At 61.9% G+C, this 17,177-nt stretch carries 15 protein-coding genes and 2 pseudogenes; 6 read left to right on the forward strand and 11 right to left on the reverse strand.

Annotated elements, in window-relative coordinates; translation table 11 throughout:
- A pseudogene (locus NKJ32_RS33220) lies at positions 1 to 146 on the forward strand (S-(hydroxymethyl)glutathione synthase); the annotation flags it as partial.
- A gap of 735 nt (positions 147 to 881) precedes the next feature.
- Entirely contained in the window at positions 882 to 1,565 is a 684-nt protein-coding gene (locus tag NKJ32_RS33225) for a response regulator (RefSeq protein WP_352622893.1), read from the forward strand.
- 277 nt (positions 1,566 to 1,842) lie between these two features.
- On the opposite strand, the gene NKJ32_RS33230 is transcribed toward NKJ32_RS33225, so the two are convergent.
- Both NKJ32_RS33230 and NKJ32_RS33235 read right to left on the reverse strand, forming a co-directional pair.
- A complete protein-coding gene (locus NKJ32_RS33230; RefSeq protein ID WP_352622892.1) occupies positions 1,843 to 3,183 on the reverse strand; it encodes an ATP-binding response regulator in 1,341 nt (446 codons plus the stop codon).
- A 10-nt stretch (positions 3,184 to 3,193) separates the two neighbouring features.
- Positions 3,194 to 4,333 carry an FIST N-terminal domain-containing protein gene (locus tag NKJ32_RS33235; protein ID WP_352622891.1) on the reverse strand — a complete coding sequence of 380 codons (1,140 nt, stop codon included), beginning with the start codon at positions 4,331 to 4,333 and terminating at the stop codon, positions 3,194 to 3,196.
- Between the two features lie 1,509 nt (positions 4,334 to 5,842).
- Between NKJ32_RS33235 and NKJ32_RS33240 the strand changes: the two are divergent.
- Together NKJ32_RS33240 and NKJ32_RS33245 are read left to right on the forward strand one after the other, a co-directional pair.
- Positions 5,843 to 6,090: pseudogene (locus NKJ32_RS33240) on the forward strand (type II toxin-antitoxin system Phd/YefM family antitoxin).
- Positions 6,087 to 6,287, forward strand: coding sequence for a PIN domain-containing protein (locus tag NKJ32_RS33245; RefSeq protein ID WP_352622889.1), 201 nt, complete (start codon positions 6,087 to 6,089; stop codon positions 6,285 to 6,287). Before NKJ32_RS33240 ends, NKJ32_RS33245 begins: the two are co-directional and overlap by 4 nt.
- A gap of 218 nt (positions 6,288 to 6,505) precedes the next feature.
- Here NKJ32_RS33245 and NKJ32_RS33250 read toward each other — a convergent pair whose 3' ends face one another.
- From NKJ32_RS33250 to NKJ32_RS33290, 9 genes are all read right to left on the reverse strand, one after another.
- The gene (locus tag NKJ32_RS33250; protein ID WP_352622888.1) at positions 6,506 to 7,336 is read right to left on the reverse strand and encodes a BtpA/SgcQ family protein; all 831 of its coding nucleotides are present in this window, start codon (positions 7,334 to 7,336) and stop codon (positions 6,506 to 6,508) included.
- Positions 7,333 to 8,241, reverse strand: coding sequence for a ribokinase (locus NKJ32_RS33255; protein ID WP_352622887.1), 909 nt, complete (start codon positions 8,239 to 8,241; stop codon positions 7,333 to 7,335). The genes NKJ32_RS33250 and NKJ32_RS33255 overlap by 4 nt, the downstream gene beginning before the upstream one ends.
- A 3-nt stretch (positions 8,242 to 8,244) precedes the next feature.
- Positions 8,245 to 9,015, reverse strand: a complete 771-nt coding sequence (locus NKJ32_RS33260) for a glutamine amidotransferase (RefSeq protein WP_352579663.1) — start codon at positions 9,013 to 9,015, stop codon at positions 8,245 to 8,247.
- 27 nt (positions 9,016 to 9,042) lie between these two features.
- Positions 9,043 to 10,131, reverse strand: a complete 1,089-nt coding sequence (locus tag NKJ32_RS33265; RefSeq protein WP_352622886.1) for a phosphotriesterase family protein — start codon at positions 10,129 to 10,131, stop codon at positions 9,043 to 9,045.
- A gap of 4 nt (positions 10,132 to 10,135) precedes the next feature.
- A complete protein-coding gene (locus NKJ32_RS33270; RefSeq protein WP_352474303.1) occupies positions 10,136 to 11,140 on the reverse strand; it encodes an ABC transporter permease in 1,005 nt (334 codons plus the stop codon).
- Positions 11,137 to 11,934 carry an ATP-binding cassette domain-containing protein gene (locus NKJ32_RS33275; RefSeq protein WP_352622885.1) on the reverse strand — a complete coding sequence of 266 codons (798 nt, stop codon included), beginning with the start codon at positions 11,932 to 11,934 and terminating at the stop codon, positions 11,137 to 11,139. The genes NKJ32_RS33270 and NKJ32_RS33275 overlap by 4 nt, the downstream gene beginning before the upstream one ends.
- A 74-nt stretch (positions 11,935 to 12,008) precedes the next feature.
- The gene (locus NKJ32_RS33280; RefSeq protein WP_352622884.1) at positions 12,009 to 12,947 is read right to left on the reverse strand and encodes an ABC transporter substrate-binding protein; all 939 of its coding nucleotides are present in this window, start codon (positions 12,945 to 12,947) and stop codon (positions 12,009 to 12,011) included.
- A 116-nt stretch (positions 12,948 to 13,063) separates the two neighbouring features.
- Positions 13,064 to 13,675, reverse strand: coding sequence for a cupin domain-containing protein (locus NKJ32_RS33285; RefSeq protein WP_352458693.1), 612 nt, complete (start codon positions 13,673 to 13,675; stop codon positions 13,064 to 13,066).
- 1,525 nt (positions 13,676 to 15,200) lie between these two features.
- Entirely contained in the window at positions 15,201 to 15,749 is a 549-nt protein-coding gene (locus tag NKJ32_RS33290) for an NAD-binding protein (RefSeq protein WP_352786737.1), read from the reverse strand.
- Between the two features lie 40 nt (positions 15,750 to 15,789).
- Between NKJ32_RS33290 and NKJ32_RS33295 the strand changes: the two genes are divergently transcribed.
- Positions 15,790 to 16,449: a L,D-transpeptidase gene (locus NKJ32_RS33295; RefSeq protein WP_352595026.1), complete on the forward strand. Its 660-nt coding sequence runs from the start codon at positions 15,790 to 15,792 to the stop codon at positions 16,447 to 16,449.
- A gap of 10 nt (positions 16,450 to 16,459) precedes the next feature.
- Positions 16,460 to 16,972, forward strand: a complete 513-nt coding sequence (locus NKJ32_RS33300) for an OmpA family protein (RefSeq protein WP_352622882.1) — start codon at positions 16,460 to 16,462, stop codon at positions 16,970 to 16,972.
- Positions 16,973 to 17,177: the final 205 nt, after the last annotated feature.

The following is a 17,177-nucleotide window of genomic DNA, read 5'->3' on the forward strand; positions in this document are numbered from 1 at the left end:
AGTCCGGTGTCGATCCGAGCCGCATGGACGGCATAAGGTCACAGCTGAAGTCGATCGGGCTCGAACCTTATGATTGCCTCAATCCCGGACTGATGGACTATATCGCCACCTGGACGGCCAAGAGATCCGGCGCGTTGCCGGCCTAACGACCATCAGACACTATCTTTGGGGGCCGGACGAAATCGCCCGGTCCCAGGCGTTGGAACGAACGCAGGCGAGCGCGTAGACGGACACGCTTCGTAAGTCATTGCCGACGTGCTGTCAGCCTCGGGGGGCGTTGGGCTCAACGGGAATAGGCTGAAATTGGTCCAACCGGATCGTATAGCTTCAAGATCAGCGACTGCGATCAGTTGGTTCTGGCTTGGCGCGGCCCAGATCGTGGACTAGCTTGGATATCGCGGGCAAAGTCGCGCCCAAAGCGCGATGGCGGCAAGGTGGTGCTCCTTACCAGTTCGATATCGAGCGCCTAGCGGCGCTTGAAGGGCAGCACTATCAGCTTGCTGCGTTTTGTCCAGGAAACCAGCCCGTATACCAGCGCGTCCCCAGACCAGCCGATACCATCGGTGCGGCCGCGAACAAGGCGGGCGTCGGGGAAGCGTCGTGTGGCGGCCGGCAACAGTGCGAAAGCCGGCGGTCACTGGCTGTCACGCGAAGCCGGATGTCGGTCACGACCTGTCTCTGTTTCAATGGATCTGTCGCCGGCACATTCGGCCGAGTTTGGGCCACCGGGCAAGGCATTGCATTTCAGAACGGCCACATCTGCCGCATGGCGCCGCGGAAATCATGGGCACATTCTGCTTTAGCCGGCCAAGATGGCAATGTACTATTTGCCAATAAGCTGGCCATGGTTGCAGGACTATTCTAGGCCAGACCAAACCGAAATGAAGCTGATGACCGATCGCGCCAGGTTCCTGATCATTGACGACCATCCGCTGTTTCGCGAGGCGCTGCACAGCGCCGTGCAGATGGCCTATCCGGAGGTCGACACGGTGGAGGCGCGCTCGATTGCCGAGGCGCTCGAGCTTCTGACGGATGCCAAGCCGTTCGACCTGGCGCTGCTCGATCTCAGCATGCCCGACGTGCACGGCTTCGAAGGGCTGCTGCAGCTCAGGACCCGGTATCCGCGCCTGCCGGTGGTCATCGTCTCCGGCTATGAGGAACCGAAGATCATTTCCGAGGCGCTGTCCTACGGTGCGGCCGGCTTCATCCCGAAATCGGCGCGCAAGAGCGACCTTGCCGCCGCCATCCGCTCGGTGATGGAAGGCGCGATCTATGTTCCCGAGACTTATGAAGGCCGGCCGCGCGACGCCGACAGCACCGACCGCGCCGAGATGGTGCAGCGCCTGGCTACGCTGACGCCGCAGCAGCTCAAAGTGCTGCAGATGCTGCGCCAGGGCCTGCTCAACAAGCAGATCGCCTATGAACTGCAGGTCGGCGAGACCACAGTCAAGGCGCATGTCTCCGAAATCCTGCGCAAGCTCAACGTCTACAGCCGCACACAGGCGGTGATCGAGGTCTCGAAGCTCGACAATGCCGAGCTTTTTCGGGATCCGGCGGGGTTTTGAGAGTGCTCCCTAAAAAGCGCACTGTCACCGTAGTCGACCGCACTCGTGTCACCGCAATCGGACTGGACTAGCGACGGCTCTCACGTTCCTGACACCAGCTAAGCAATCCGCGCCTCTCTAGTCAGATCAATTCACGCGGCGATTGCTCTGCAGCAGTTAGCCGCTTTCCCTCGTCTACTTTAGCGCGAAGAAGTGAATCTGCTTCATATGAATTACCGCCTAGGCACAAGTAATGGCTGGAATTCGGTGACCCGTGTGCTGGGAAGATACGACCAGTTCAAGCCAGCAGATGCGCCAGCAGCGCCCTTAGCTGCGCTGGCTTCAACGGTTTGCGCATCAGTTCGATGCCGGCAGCGCGGGCGGCGTTGGCGACTGTCTCCGAACCATCGGCGGTGACGATCAGCGCCGGCACGGCGCGGCCGAGATAATCACGGACCTCGGCGATTGTGGTGGTGCCGAGGTCGCCGCCGTCGAGATGCTGGTCGGCTATGACAATATCTGGCAACCAGTCGGTATCGCCAAGCAAGTCGAGCGCGTCACCCGTCGAGGTGGCGGGGCGCACCAGGCATTGCCAGCGCTCGAGCAGGGAGGTCATCGCCTGCAGCACGTCGATGTCGTTCTCGACCAGCAGCACCCTTGTGCCGAACAGACCGTAGCCGCGCGGCCGCTCCATGTCGACGGTGCTGGCGATTGGATCGGCCGTGTCGCCGATCCCGACCGGAACGTCGATATGGAAAATCGTGCCATGTCCGACCTTCGACGAAAACGTGACGGGATGGCCGAGTGCCGCGGCGATGCGGCGCACGATGGCCAGCCCCAACCCCAGCCCGCCGGCGGCAAGCCCGGCATCCGTCGGGATCACGCCCCGATGGAATTCCTCGAATACCGCCTCGCGCTGGTCGTCGGGGATGCCGCAGCCGGTATCGGCGACGTCGATGCGGATCGTGTCGCCGCGATGCCTGGTGCCGACCAACACGCCGCCCGAGCGGGTATAGCGCAGTGCATTGGACAGGATGTTCTGCAGGATGCGGCGCAGCAAGGTTCGGTCCGAACGAACGAGCGCATTGACCGGCCGGAACTTCAGCGTCAGCCCCTTCATCTCCGCAACCGGCTGAAAATCCGAGCGCAGAGACGAAAACAGCGTCTCCAGGCTGACATCGGTGATGTCGGGCTGCACGACGCCGGCATCGAGCTTTGAAATGTCGAGCAAGGTGCGGAGCAGGTCCTCCATAGTCTCCAGCGATCGCTCGACCTGGCGGACCAGCTTTCTGCCTTCCTCGCTGGTCTGTACTTCGGCAAGCGCCGAGACCGACAGATGCGCGGCGTTCAGCGGCTGCAGCACGTCATGGCTGGCGGCCGCCAGGAACCTGGTCTTGGACAGGTTCGCCAGCTCGGCGTTTTCCTTGGCTGCGTTCAAGTCGATGTTCGACTGCTCCAGCCGGCGCAAGGTCGAATGCAGCTCTTCGGTGCGGCTGCGCACCCGGCTCTCGAGCGAAATGGCGGTCTGGAACAGCGAAAAGGCATTGCCTTGCTGGTCCATGGAACGCTCGACGCGGCTGATCAGCGCGGCGTTGATCTTCTTCAGCCTTTCCAGGTCGTCGATGTTCCTGAGCGGCATCCCGGATTTCCTACTCCGCCGCTTCGGCCGCCTTGCGTTCACCGAAGGCGATGCCGGTGAAGGTCTGGTTCAGATGCATCGAACGGTACTGTTCGCCATAGGTGCCGAAGCCGAGGACGTTGTTGACCTTGTAGAGTTCCGAAATCTCGCGATAGACCTGCCGATTGCGCGCGTCGAGCCGGCGCAGCACGCAGTCGAAACCGAGGATCAGGTCGATGCCGCCAAGCCTTTTGCTGACGTCGCTGAGAGCGGCGCGGGTCGCCTCGACCATGTCCTTAGGCTGGGCGACGGCAAGCACGACACCATCGTCGATGGCGCAGAAGAACGACAGCGAGCCGTCCGCGTGCATCTTCTGGATTGAACGGCAGTAAAATTCGCCGCCGACTTTCACCACCACCGGGTGCGAGGCAAAACTCAGTGGCGTCAGCATCTGCGCGACGACGCCGACCGAGGCGGCATATTCCTCGGCGGCAATGGTGGCGTTGAATTCGCGCACGATGCGGTGGTCGGGATCGGATGCCGTCACCACCAGCTTCTCGTCGGTGGGAACGAAATTGTCGGTCTTGAACACGTGGAAAGGAATTTCCGTGGTGATCAGCACGATGATGGCGCTGTCGGAGGTCACTTTGCCGTTCGAGATCAGCCGCGTTGTCTCGAATTTCAAATCATCGCCAGCCGACCCGCCGATCAGTGGGATGTCGTCGAGCCCCCAATGGATGGCGGAGGTCACCGCTTCTTCGGCATAAGACAGGCCGTCGATCAAGCAGAGCGCGAAAGTGGTGTCGGCTCGCTCGTGCCCGAGGCGCTCGTGTAACGAACGCCTCAGCGCCTCGACTTCGCCGGTAATCCCGTCCATGCCCGATGAGGACAGATTTTCGACCATGGTGCTGGCTGCCGAAAACGATGCGGAGGGAAGCAGCATAGCCAGGATCTGGCCTTCCTCCAGCCCTTTGGGCGTTATCTCACCGGCCGTCGAGCAGCCGGCATAGTGGAGCGCCGGCGCGTGGGTCTTCAGCGCTTCCGACAGGGCAACGGCCTCTATGAGGCTCTGCGAGAAAAACAGCAGGGCAAACCCGGCGTCAATGGCCGCTGCTTCCGCTGCCACCGCCCGGGCGAACGCATCCGCGTCAGATTCGTCGGTGGTGAGCACCGAAACGCCGCATGCATAGCGCGTCCGTGACTTGGCCAGCGGCTTCCTCCTCCATTTCCTCCAACGCTCTTTTTTTGCGCGTCTGGCGCGCCGGCGTCGAGGTCATTGTTGTCTTGAAGCGGTGCTTTGGCAATGAGCCAACATGATGGATTTGAAGTTTCTGCCGTTTGACGGCGTCCGCGCAGCCGCTCACAGACGGAAGGCCGCATCGCATCGCCATCGCGTTCGCTTCGTTACGCCGTTTCCTGCCTTTGCGTGACAACTGGGGCATCCAGCGGGCAGTGCAAGTAAAGCGCCACATCACGACTGATGCTGAATCCCTAAAAGAGGTGCGAAACTTCGTAGGAGCAAGGTCTTCGCGAGTGCCGAGCAGGGGATATTTGTCACCACCGCCTCTCGTTCTCGAAAGTAGCGCGAGCGCTACCGAGGAGGGCCCGAGAGACGAAGTCAAAGCTGCACCTGGAGCTGATCGACGGAGAGCAGTTGCTTGAGATGCCTTACACAACCAACGCGCCGAAGCCTGCCTTGCCTCCGCCGCAGGTCAAACTCGACCAGGAATGGCGGGACGTCCATGGCCCGGGCCATTCTCGCACTCGACTTTTACTGATTACATGAGCGGATGGCCCCGTTGGGGGAGCCGCACACGCGCTCGGCCGAAAGTGTCTGGCATTTGGTCTGAGATCGATCGGGTCGAAGCCAATTTCCGCCTGCCGCGCTTCACGCTATTGCAAGACATTCAAATTTGAGCTTCCGCACTCATGCTTTGTCGAGAGTATCTCCGTAGGTTTTAGCCGTTCTGAATCGCCGTCGGCGACGATGACGACGAAATAGGAGAACGCAATGGCTCGCAATCACGTTGAACGTCTTGGAGAGTTTAGGGAAATCTTGGTCGCGACTCGACGCGAAGGAGTCCGTAACGTGCACCATACTCGCGACGCAATGCGGGCAAGTGGCTTTCAGATCGGGGACAGCGACGGCTCCAGCTACGGAGCCGAGCTGAAGGTGCTCCAAGAGGAAATTGAGGCAGTCGATCGCGCCATCGAAGACGAGAAGCGGTTGGCCCTGGCCCTCGAGAGCGCGGCTCAATCCCGCCGACCGACTAAACCGAGAATCGTGAAGGGAACATAGAATCCGGTAGGGCCCTTGGCGCCCGTCGCGTCGATCGCCTTCGGTACAGTGTCGGGCTCGTTGCCACCGTGGTGCAGCGCCCTAAAAGCGGACGTTTCGCTTTCGTGCCCTAGCATAACGTAGAGCATTTGCTCGGTAAAAATCGCTCCTGTGAACTCCGACCTCGCATGGCGGACCAACAGGTTCGGCCAACATCAGGTGAGACGTAGTCCCAACAAACATGCAGTTCAGACAATCGATTACGCGCCTTTGTTGAAGTCGTGCCATGCGGCCGATCCGAAAGGATCAGCCGCATCCGGCATCCTTCACTGACTGAAATACGCTTGAAAATCGGGGGCCCCATGTAGACTAAGTTGCATGGACTAAGTCATGAGGCCCGCAATGCGCACCGTCAATATCCACGAGGCCAAGACGCATCTGTCGCGTCTTGTCGACAGGGCGGCCAAAAGGCGAATCTTTCATTATTGCCAAATCCGGCAAGCCGATGGTCAAGGTCGTTGCCATAGACGCACCTGCCGCCGGCGAAATGCGTCGGGTGGGGTTTATGGCCGGGCAGTTTTCAGTTCCGGACGATTTTGATCGCATGGCCCATTGACGAAATCGAGAAGCTGTTTGGCGGCGATGCATGAAACTTCTTCTCGATACCCATCTTCTGCTCTGGGCGGCGGGCGAGCCCGAAAAGCTCCCGCCCGCAGCCCTCGCTGAGATCGAGAATGCCGATAACCACTTGACGTTCAGCGCCGCAACTCCCTGGGAGATTGCCATTAAACGCGGTCTGGGCCGCCTTGACTTGAAGGTCGATGCGCGTCTTTCTGTCGGGGCCTGATCGACAATGGCTATGATGAGCTGCCAATCACCGGCGAGCATGCCATTGCAGTGGAGGGGCTTCCACCCATCCACAAGGACCCCTTCGATCGGATCCTCATTGCTCAATCAATTGGGGAAGTCATTACTTTGACCGTCGACGATCGGGTCGCGCGGTATCCTGCGCCCCTCCGTCGTGTTGATCAAGCTGGACCGAAAGCCCCTTGGTAGGGTAGTCAGCTATCGCTTCAGACCACCCATGAAAGCCTTTACTCGAGCAGAGTCGACTTGGTTCCACCAGACGCCGTCGTGCTTCAGCGCGCTGGCGATGATGACCCCGTCGACAATGGCAAGGATATCATTGGCGTTATCCGGGGTGACACCGCTGCCGACCAGCGTCGGCAGGCCGGCGGCCTGCTTGATCATACTTATGTAGCCCAAATCCGCGGCGTGACCGGTGCGCTGGCCAGTGGCGATGATGGCGTCGGCGTCGAAGAAGACCAGGTCCTTGACCAGTTCCTCCACCGGGCGGTCGGCGACGATGGCGTGTGCGCCGTGCTTGACATGGGCATCGGCGAAAATGCGGATGCCGTTGGCGCGCAGCCTGGCGCGGTAGCGCGCCGCGCGGCCCGATTCGCCTTCGACAAAGCCCTCATTGGCGACGTAGGCATTCGCCCATTGATTGACGCGGACGAAGCCGGCGCCGGCTGCGCTGGCGATCGCCAAGGCCGGGATCGCGGCATTGGCCAGCACATTGATGCCGATTGGCCTGCCGAGTTCGCGGCGGATGCGGTCGGAAACGACCGCCATATAGGCCGCCGTCTCCGGCCCGATATCGTCAGGCTTGGCGAAAGGGATGTCGCCATGGTTCTCGACGATGACGCCGTCGCAGCCGCCGTCGAGATAGGCTTTGGCGTCATCGAGCCCGCGCTGGTAGATCAATTCCACGGCCTCGCCGTTATAGCGCGGCGCGCCGGGCAGGGGCGCCAGGTGAACGACGCCGATCACCACCTTGGTGCGGCCGAAAAGGTCTAGAAGCGCGTCGCCGCCAGATGGGCCGAGCTGGGTCATGAGAGCTCCATTTGATCGATGAGCGCCGCCATCTCGGAGGCGGAAGGACAGGATGCCAGCGTGCCCGGCCGTGTCACGGCGATTGCGGCGGCGGCGAGCGCCAGCTTCAGCGCCGAGATGACCGGCATGCCCCGGGCAAGCCCACCGGCCAGACAGCCGCAGAACACATCGCCCGCGCCGCTGGTGTCGAGCGCCTCGACCTGCGGCGCCGGCAAACGAAGCGGTTCCGTCCGGTCCGTGCCAAGCACGATACAGCCTGCGGCACCGAGGGTGATGACCACGGTGCCTGCGCCTTTGGCCACCAGCGCGCCAGCGGCTGCTGTCGTGTCATCCCGGCCGGTCAAGATTTGCGCTTCGGATTGGTTGACCACCAGAACCTCCGCCAGGCCGAGATCGGGCAGCGAGGCCGTGTCGATCGGGCTGGCGTTGAGAACGGTGCGCGCACCGTTTCCCTTTGCTGCTCTGAGGCAGGCATTGGTCACGGCAGTCCGTAAATTTCCCTGGCAGACGAGGATGTCGCCGGGAGCGATCCAGCGGACAAGTGCTGTCTGCGCCACCGGATCGAAGGCTTTGCTGCAGGCGACGCCGCTGACGATGAAATTCTCTCCGCCTTTATCGACGACGATGGTCGAGCGGTCGCTCGGCAGCTCGAATTCGCTCACCTCAAGGTCTGACAGCTCGCTGTCGAGGCGGCTCCTCATCCACGCGCCAGCGGGGTCCTTGCCGAGCGCCGTCCAGAACGTCACCTCTGCACCAGTCCGTGCTGCTGCGACCGCCTGGTTGGCGCCCTTGCCGCCGAGCCCGTCGGCATAGCTCACAGCATTCAAAGTCTCGCCCGCGGCAGGGAAGCGGCCGACGCGAAACACGGTATCGACGCAGGCATTGCCGACGACGTGGACATGCATGGCTCAGCTCTCACCTGTCGCCCAGCCCAGCATCTGTTCGAACAGGGTCTTGTAGCCTGGCCAGGCGATGAATTGCGGCGGCAGCCAATGTGGCCCGACATCGGATGTCCAGGCCACGGTGCGGCCCTTGCCGTAATGGCCGGTGACAAGCAGCGGCAGCGAGCCATAGTCCGACGACACGCTGGCCAGGACCTCGGCCCCATCCTTCAGCGTCACCTCGTTGAAACCGAGCAGGATCGGCCAGTCCGAGCCGAGGCCCCTGAGGATGGGATGGCTCGACCCTGGTTTCGGCACCGGCGCAAAACCTTCGGGAACCTCGACGCGGTCGTCGTAGGCCAGGCAATTCACCGGCAGCACGTCCTCGACCGGCGTCTTGCGGTAGCGCGCGCCGCCATTGATGCCTTGGAAGCTGTAGTAACCGCCGAACATCAATAGACCGCCGCCGCCGCTGACGTAATCGCGGAGCAGGCGCAGGCGGTTCGGCGTCGGCTTGGAGTGGACCCAGGTGTCGGGATGCAGCAGCAGCGTGTTGGCGCCGATGTCGGAGAGCACGACCGCGTCATAGGCCGACAGCGCCTCCATGGTCTGTGGAAAGCCGCGCTGCGCCTCATGCGCCGGCATGAACGTGACGTCGAAGTCGGTCGCCTTCAGCGCGCCCAGCAACTCGTCTGCGCCGGTGTGGTAGGTAACGGTCGGAAACTGGTCGAAACCCTTGATATGGGTCGCGGTCGACACCCAGGATTCGCCGGCAAGCAGGATCTTCTTCTTGGACATTTGAACTCCAGTGTAATTCCAGGCCGCTTAGAGCCGCGCAAATACGCTTTTCGGATTGGCGATCAGCATGCGGTCGATGGCCGCCTGCTCGACGCCGTGGCGTTTCAGGCGCGGTATGAAATGCTTCAGGATATAGCCATAGCCGAAGCCGCCGAAGCGCGTCAGCATGATCTTGAGGAACACATCCTGCGACAACAGCAGGCGGTCGCCGAAGCCCGCCTCGACAAGGGCGGCGATGGCGCGTGCGTTCTCTTCGTCGGAGGGCGATTGCGCGTCCTGGTCGGCATAATAATAGTCCATGCCGATCATGTCGTATTCGAGGAACGCGCCGCGCCGGGCGAGGCTTTTCTGGTAGTCGGGATCGTCGTGGCTCGGGTTCATGTGGCAGAGCACGGTGTGGCGAAGATCGGCGCACTCGGCCTCGACGATATCGAGCACCTCGTGCGCCAGCCGCTCCCAGCCAGGCAGATGGATCGACAGCGGCACGCCGGTTATGCGCGAGGCGCGCGCCGAAGCCCGCAGCGACTTGCGTTCCTCGGCGGTGAAATCCTTGCTGACGCCGACTTCGCCGATCAGCCCGGCCATGATCGGCGGCTGCGTCTCGCCGCCGCCGACATCGTTGATGATGAACTCGGTCACGGCGTCCACATCCATCGCCTTCAGCCATTCGGGATGGGTGTGCTCGAGATAGAAGCCGGTGCCCATGACGATCTTCAGGCCGGACATGCGGCTGGTGCGAGCGAGCTTTTCGGGGGCGCGGCCGATGCCGATATTGGTGGCATCGACCACGGTGTGGCCGCCCAGAGCGCGATAGCGCTGCAGCTCAGACAGCGCCAGGTCGGCGTCGTCGAGCGAGACGTTGTCGCGGTTGACGTATGGGTTCATGCGCAACTCGCCGATGATCTCGATGTTCACCGGCTGCTCGGCGATCGCCATGTCATCGGGATGGCAGGGGCATTTCCAACTGCGCGCGCCATCGAGCAAGATGTGCTCGTGCATCAGCGTAATGCCCATCTCCTCGACCGGAACTGGGCCGAGCACGGTCATCACATGGCCAGTATAGACCCCGATCGCCAGCCGCTGGCCGGGCTCTGCGTTATCGAACAGACCGCTCATCGGCTCAACGGCTCCGCACGGCGCCGCGAAACAGGCGGAAGTTCAGCCAGATGGCGATCAGGATGATCGTTCCGGTGACAATCGGCGTCAGGAAAGGCGACAGATGCGCCAGGATCAGGCCGTTGCCGATGACGGCCACGGTCAGCGCGCCGAGCACCGTGCCGATGATCGTTCCGCGGCCGCCGAACAGGCTGGTGCCGCCGAGCACGACGGCGGCGATGACTTCCAGCTCGAAACCCTGTCCGGCATTCGAAGATCCCGATCCGAGCCGGGCGGCAATGATGATCCCGGCAAGGGCGGCCGCGGTGGCGGAAATCACATAGACGAAGAGCGTCGTCTGCCGCGTGTTGACGCCGGCGCGCCGCACCGCCTCGGCGTTGGCGCCGATGCCGGTGACATAGCGGCCGAATGGCGTCTCGTTAAAGGCGAGATAGGCGATGGCCAGGATCGCCAGCGCGATCAGCGCCGGCACCGGCACGCCAAGGAACCAGGCGCGGCCCAGCACGGTGAAAGCGCTTCCTGGCTCGATCGGGATGGAATAGCCGCCGGTGATCAGCAGCGCCACGCCACGGATCACCGAAAGCCCGGCAAGCGTGACGATGAAGGACGGGATGCCCTCATAGGCAATGAAATAGCCCTGTACCGCCCCAAGCAGAGCACCGAGCGCCAACATGGCGAGGATAACGACTGGCCACGGCAGGCCAAACTGCAAAAGCGTCGCCGACAGCGTCGCCACCAGCGCCAGCACGGAGCCGACCGAAAGATCGATGCCGCCAGTGGTAATGACGAAAGTCATTGCCGCGGCGACGATCAGCAGCGGCGCCGACTGCCGCAGGATGTTCAACAGATTGGGCGATGTCAGAAACGCGTCGGTCGCAACCGAGAAGATGATGCAGACGACCAGAAAGAACAGCGCGATCGAGACGACGCTGCCATTGGCGAGCAGCGCATCGCGCCAGGTGCCCCTGCGTACTCGTGAGGGCTGGGCGGTGTGGATCGCGTCGCTCATGCCGGCGCTCCACCGCGATAGCCATTGGTGGCGGAACGCGCACTGAACTTGCGGCCGACGATCAGATTGACCACGTCTTCGATATTGGTCTCGCCGATCAGCCGCTCGGCGACATTGCGCCCTTCATACATGACCTGGATGCGATCGCAGACGAGGAACAGATCCTGCAGCCGGTGGGTGATCAGGATGACGCTGACGCCGCGCGCACTGACCGCGCGGATCAGTTCGAGCACCGCCTCGACTTCGGCCACGGCAAGCGCTGCCGTCGGCTCGTCCATGATCAGCACCGCCGGCTCGAACGAGGCGGCGCGGCCGATCGCGATCGACTGGCGCTGCCCGCCGGACAGGTTTTCAACCTTGAGCCGCGTGTCTGCAATGACGATACCGAGCCGATCGAGCATCTGGCGCGTCTCGTCGTGCATGCGCTTCTTGTCGAGAAAGGAAATGCCTGCGATGCGGCGGCGCGGCTCGCGGCCGAGAAACAGATTGCCGGCAACATCGACCGTGTCGCACAGCGACAGGTCCTGGTAGACCATCTCGACGCGCGCCGCACGTGCGTCCGCCGGCGAGCTGAAGATCACCGGCTTGCCGTCGATCTCGATGGTGCCGGCGTCGGGAACCACTGCCCCCGACAGCACCTTGCTCAATGTCGACTTGCCGGCGCCATTGTCGCCGACCAGCCCCAGCACCTCGCCCGGCTTCAGCGTCAGCGACACGTCATCGAGCGTCTGGATGGCGTTGTAGCGCTTTGAGATGCCGCTCATCCGCACCCGATAGGTCTGGCCACTGGTCATCTGGGATTCCACGCGATTGCAAGGGATCCGCGGCGCAGCCTCAGACGGCGCCGCGGCTCGGTCGCCGACGCAGTTTACTTGAACATCGTGCGGTATTGATCGACATTCTTCTTGGTCACGATCGTCACCGGGATGTTGATGATCGGATCGATTTTCTCGCCCTTCTTGAGCTTACCCAGCGCTTCGACCGCAGCCTTGCCTTCGCCGGCCGGATCCTGCTGCACGACCGCCACCACCCAGCCGTCGTCGATGCCCTGAACGGCCTGCTTGGTCAGATCCCAGCCAAACACCTTGACGTCGCCGGTGCGGCCTTGGCTGGTCACCGCCGAAACGGCGCCGAGCAAGGCCGGCTCTCCGGTCGCATAGAGCGAGTTCATGTCCGGATTGGCCGTCATCAGGTTTTCCGAAGCGCTCAACGCGGTCTCCTGAACGTTCTGGCCGTCGACTGTGTCGAGGAAGGTGACGGCCTGGCCGCTTTCGGTCACCGCCTTCTTGAAGCCGTCGAGGCGCTGGTTCTGAATGAATGAATTGAGTGCGCCGACGATACCGATCTTGGCCTTGCCGGCCATATCGGTCTTCACATAGTCGGCGTAGAATTTGCCGATGTCCTCGCCGGCCTTGGTGTTGTCGACGCCGATGAACGAAATATTGTCGCCGTCGGGGATCTGCGCGTCGATGGCTATGACGGGAATGCCGGCCGCCTTGGCTGCAGTGATCGCAGGCTTGACGCCGTTGACGTCGATGGCGACCAGAATGATGCCGTCGACTTTCTGCGTGATGTAGTTCTCGATCGCGTCGTTCTGCGCGCTCGGCACATTGTTGGCGTTGAAAATGACCAGCTTGGCGCCAGCGGCGTCGGCTGCCTTTTGCGCGCCCTCGTTGATCTGGTTGAAGAACAGGGCCTGCTGGTTGATGTTGACGAGAGCGAACGTATCGGCAAGCGCCGATCCCATGGCTGCCGAGCCCATGGCAATGGCGGCGGCACAGCCGGCGAGAAGTTTGAACAGACGCATTTCGGTTCCCCTTGCTTGCGGACCAGACCTCGGCTGGTCCCGTTGGTGCTACAGGCACGAGGCAAGCATTCAAGAGACTTGAATATTTGTCAATCCAAATGAACGCCGAGCGTTGCTCAGAAAGTCGCCGGCGTGTTGACCCAGAAAATGCTAGCGCGTTCCTCGCCGATGTTGCGGTAATGATGCGGCAGCTCCGACCTGAACACGAAGGCATCACCCGTGGCGAGAGCATGGCTCTTGCCGTCGACGATCAGTTCGACCCGCCCGGCGAGCACGTAGCCGACTTCCTCGCCGGCATGCTGGATCGGACCTTCGCTCGAGCCCTCTGCCTCGATGTGATGGATGTTGCATTGTAAGAGGTGGCCAGGCGAATACGGGATGATGCGTTCGAGCGAAATTCCTTCGCCACGCCGTAGCGCGTCGAGCGCGATCAAAGGCCTTGCGCCCGCCCGGAATACGATCGCCTCGTCGTCGTCGACTTGCTCGAACATCCAGCCGATGTTGGTGTCGAGAACCTCGACCAGACGGTGAAGCATGGGCAGGGACGGCGAAGCCTTGCCGTTCTCGATCTTGGACAGCAGGCTTTCCGAGCAATTCGCAGCCGCGGCCAGCGTCTTAAGCGTCATGCCGCGTGTCTGGCGGGCGAGGCGCAGCCGAGTTCCAAGTCTTGCGGCATTTACTGTGGCGTCCGTTTCTGACTCTGGCCGCCGTCGATCGATTTTGTTCATCTGTTCGCCAACCATTCAACGGTCAAGGGCAACTATCGCGCGAGCAAAAGACCTCGGCTGACGATTTGCAAGTGCTGATGCGTCAAATTCGAGACTGCAGCCGCAGCTGCCTCATCCGGCGAATGCCGCTCCCGCATGAACCGTGCTGATGAACCCGCGCCAGTTATCCCCTATCGCTTGGCTGTCCATCGTGGTCGAAATCGCCAGCCGTTACCGCGTTTGCGTCACGTGGCGAGTGGACTTGGAACGATAATGCGGGCAAGGCGGGCACGCAGCCAATCTACACAACCACGGCCGCGCCGACACGACAAAATCTGGACTGTCACCGAATTGCGGAGCGCGCCCGGAAGTCACCCGCGGCAGCGCCCCATGGAGTTACGCCCAGGGCGCGCAGGCTCGATAGCCGCGACGTATCCAATGAAATCCCTGGGCCAGTCGCGCACCGCTTGAGCTTCGGCAATTTTGAAGAAAGTCCGACAGAATTAATGGACTAGCACCTTGCTTATGTAAGTTGCGGAAGCGACGCGCGGTTAATGCTTTAGAAGTATAGACACATCGACACGAGGTGCGAAGAAGCAACGCCAATACAGCTGGTTGGTTACAACGTATTTATTTTCGCAGATATGGTATTGCCCGTCCGGGGATTCCTGTACACGGTCACGTGGGATGGTGAAATTATGCGGCAAATAAGTGTACCCGCCGTCTACCCTGGACCGCACCGAAGACCGAGGTATGGCGCGGCAATCTGAACCGCCGCAGCACTTGAATTTGGTCTGTGGGTCAATCTTATCTTCGTACCAATCATGGGCGTTAGCGGCTGTTGCGGCGGCGATACACATCGCCGTGAAGATGAGCCTTCGCATGGCATTCCTCAAGTATCTGGCAGGCGCTGCTCGTTGGGGTTTCCATGTATATTAGCGTTCCATTGAAAATACCATTGGCCTCCGACCGACTTAACGCAGCTGCAGCAAGCGACGCTCGCAACGGAAGACCGCATTGGGTCACGGCAGGACGACACTTGCGCCGACCAAAGGTCAGCTCTGGTCGCTCCGGGTTGGAAACCCGACCGTCTGCTCTGCGCCTAAACTCAGACGTAGAGCGGGCCACTGCGACATCCCATAAGCGGACACCCGGCTGCCGTGATGACGGTCAGCGTGTGATCGATCGGACAGACAACTAAACAACATCAAAGAGTTATGGGCGCGCGCATGCAAAGCCTGCACACGAAAGTTCTGCTTTCTTTTCCACTTTCGTTCCTGCGACGGCGTCACCGTTTGGCCTTTTCAAACGCTTCTTTGCTGGCGGCCATCGCCGATCCCGCGAGTCTCCGCTCCGGGATATCCACCTTTCGTAGAATGCCAGCACCATGGCCGTCGAAGGAAACGGCAGGTCAGCGGCTTGCGAGGAGTGCACTCCGGAGGCGTTAGCTATTCGGCTCATCCGCCAGCCGCCGAGAGCGGTGGAGTTCCCGATTGCATGGGGCGGGTACAGATCACCGCGAGCGGTAAATGCCAAGCACACAGGCTCAGAGAAGGCCGGACCCGCTTGGGGACGTGGGGTAAGAATGCCTGCGGACGGTCCTGACGGCCGCATCCACATCCGTTTTGCTGTCCCCGAGTTCTTGAAGGACAGCTGCACCCAGGAGAAGGCCGGATTCCGTCGTTTCGGGCATTACGGCTGTCGCGCCTTTCTCAAGCAGCTCTTGCACATGCATGTGGTGACGCGCCCGGACAATCACCGGGAGGTCGGGCAGTTTGCGTCTCAGCGCCGCAAGAACCGATTTGGCTGCCTCGGGGTCGTCCAGAGTGATCACCAGGGCCTTTGCGCTGTCAATTTTCGCGGCGGCCACCATCTCCTCCTGCGAAGCGTTGCCGAAAAAGACCGGTAGACGTTCTTTCCGGGACCGCTCTACATTTTTGGCGTCGAGGTCGACTGCAACCCACCTGTCTCCACGCTCGTCGAGCAATCTGCCGATCACCCGGCCTACCCGCCCGAACCCGGCAATGACGAACGTCCGGACACGGCGGACTGAAGCAACGCAGCATTTTCCACTTTGAGGCGAAATAATTCTCAACTATGGTCCGCCAGGCTTTAGGCATGAGGGGGAATTGCCGATGGTTTTGTCACGCAGGGGTGTCGTGCTCGGCGGCCTGGCGCTGGTCGCGGTGGGTGCAACCAGCAATATTGCTCAAGCCGCGGCGGCAAAATCCTTTTTCGCCGGTACCGCCAGCGACAACAATTTTGTCTATCGCAAGACCAATTTCGCCAAGATCGACAAGAGATGGCATCGCCAGATCGTCAAGTATTTCAGCAGCGAGCCGGTCGGCACCGTCGTGGTCGATACCCGCCACCATTTCCTCTACGTCATCATGGAAAACAAGACCGCCATCCGCTACGGCGTCGGCGTCGGCAAGGACGGCTTCAAATGGTACGGCCGCGCGACGATCGACCGCCGCGCGCTGTGGCCGCAATGGGTCCCACCCCCCGAAATGCGTAAGCGCAGGCCGGACCTACCGCCCATGGTCGCAGGCGGCGCGTCCAACAATCCGCTCGGGCCGCGCGCGCTCTATCTGCACCGCAACGGCGCCGACACCGGCTACCGCCTGCATGGCACGCTGGAGCCATGGAGCATCGGCACCGACGCTTCCAGCGGCTGCATCCGCATGTTCCCGGAAGACATCATCGACCTCTACCAGCGCTGCCCTATCGGCACCGCGGTGCAGGTCCTGCCGCACATCGCCGATCAGGCGCCCGCTTCCACCACTGTCGAATGATTGGCGCCTCATGAACCGCATGATTGAAAACACGCGCCGGCTGCTCGCCGCGGGCCTGCTGGTGCTGGCCGCATCCTGCTCGACCAGCAAGACGCTGGCCCCTTCCACGCCCGACGTCACCAACACCGAGGTTGCCGGCTTCCAGAACGTGCAGCCGGGCAGCGAGGAGGATTTTATCCTCAATGTCGGCCGCCGCACCTATTTCACGCAAGGTTCGGCCGCGCTCGATTCTGTCGCCAAGGCCACCCTCGACACCCAGATCGCCTGGTTAGCAAAGCATCCGCGCTGGCTGCTCAAGCTGCAGGGTTTCGCCGACGATCCCGGCGCAAGTGAAATGGCGCTGTCGCAGCAGCGCGCCGATGCGGTGATGGACTACCTCGCCGCCGGCGGCATAGACCGTAACCGCATGTGGGCCAAGGGCTACGGCAAGGACAGGCTCGTCCGCGAGTGCCCCGACACCGCCTGCAGGTCGCAGAACCGCCGCGTTGTGTCTAATTTGCGCGATGAGAGGGACGAGCCGTAGGGGGCTGCCGTTCTGCTTGTGACCCGAAGCAGAGTCTCACACGCGACGGCGGCATGGCTGTTTTGCGCCAGGGAACGAACCCGCTCGCGGGAGGGGCGCGGGGTTTGAGGCGTGAGCTTCGTTGGCAGCGTCGGTGAGGCTTTAATCGATCAGGGGTGACGGACGGCCATCGGCCTCCGAGCATGAAGTGTCAACCTTCAGCTTG

This window comes from Mesorhizobium sp. M0159 (assembly GCF_040322295.1).
GTDB lineage: Bacteria > Pseudomonadota > Alphaproteobacteria > Rhizobiales > Rhizobiaceae > Mesorhizobium.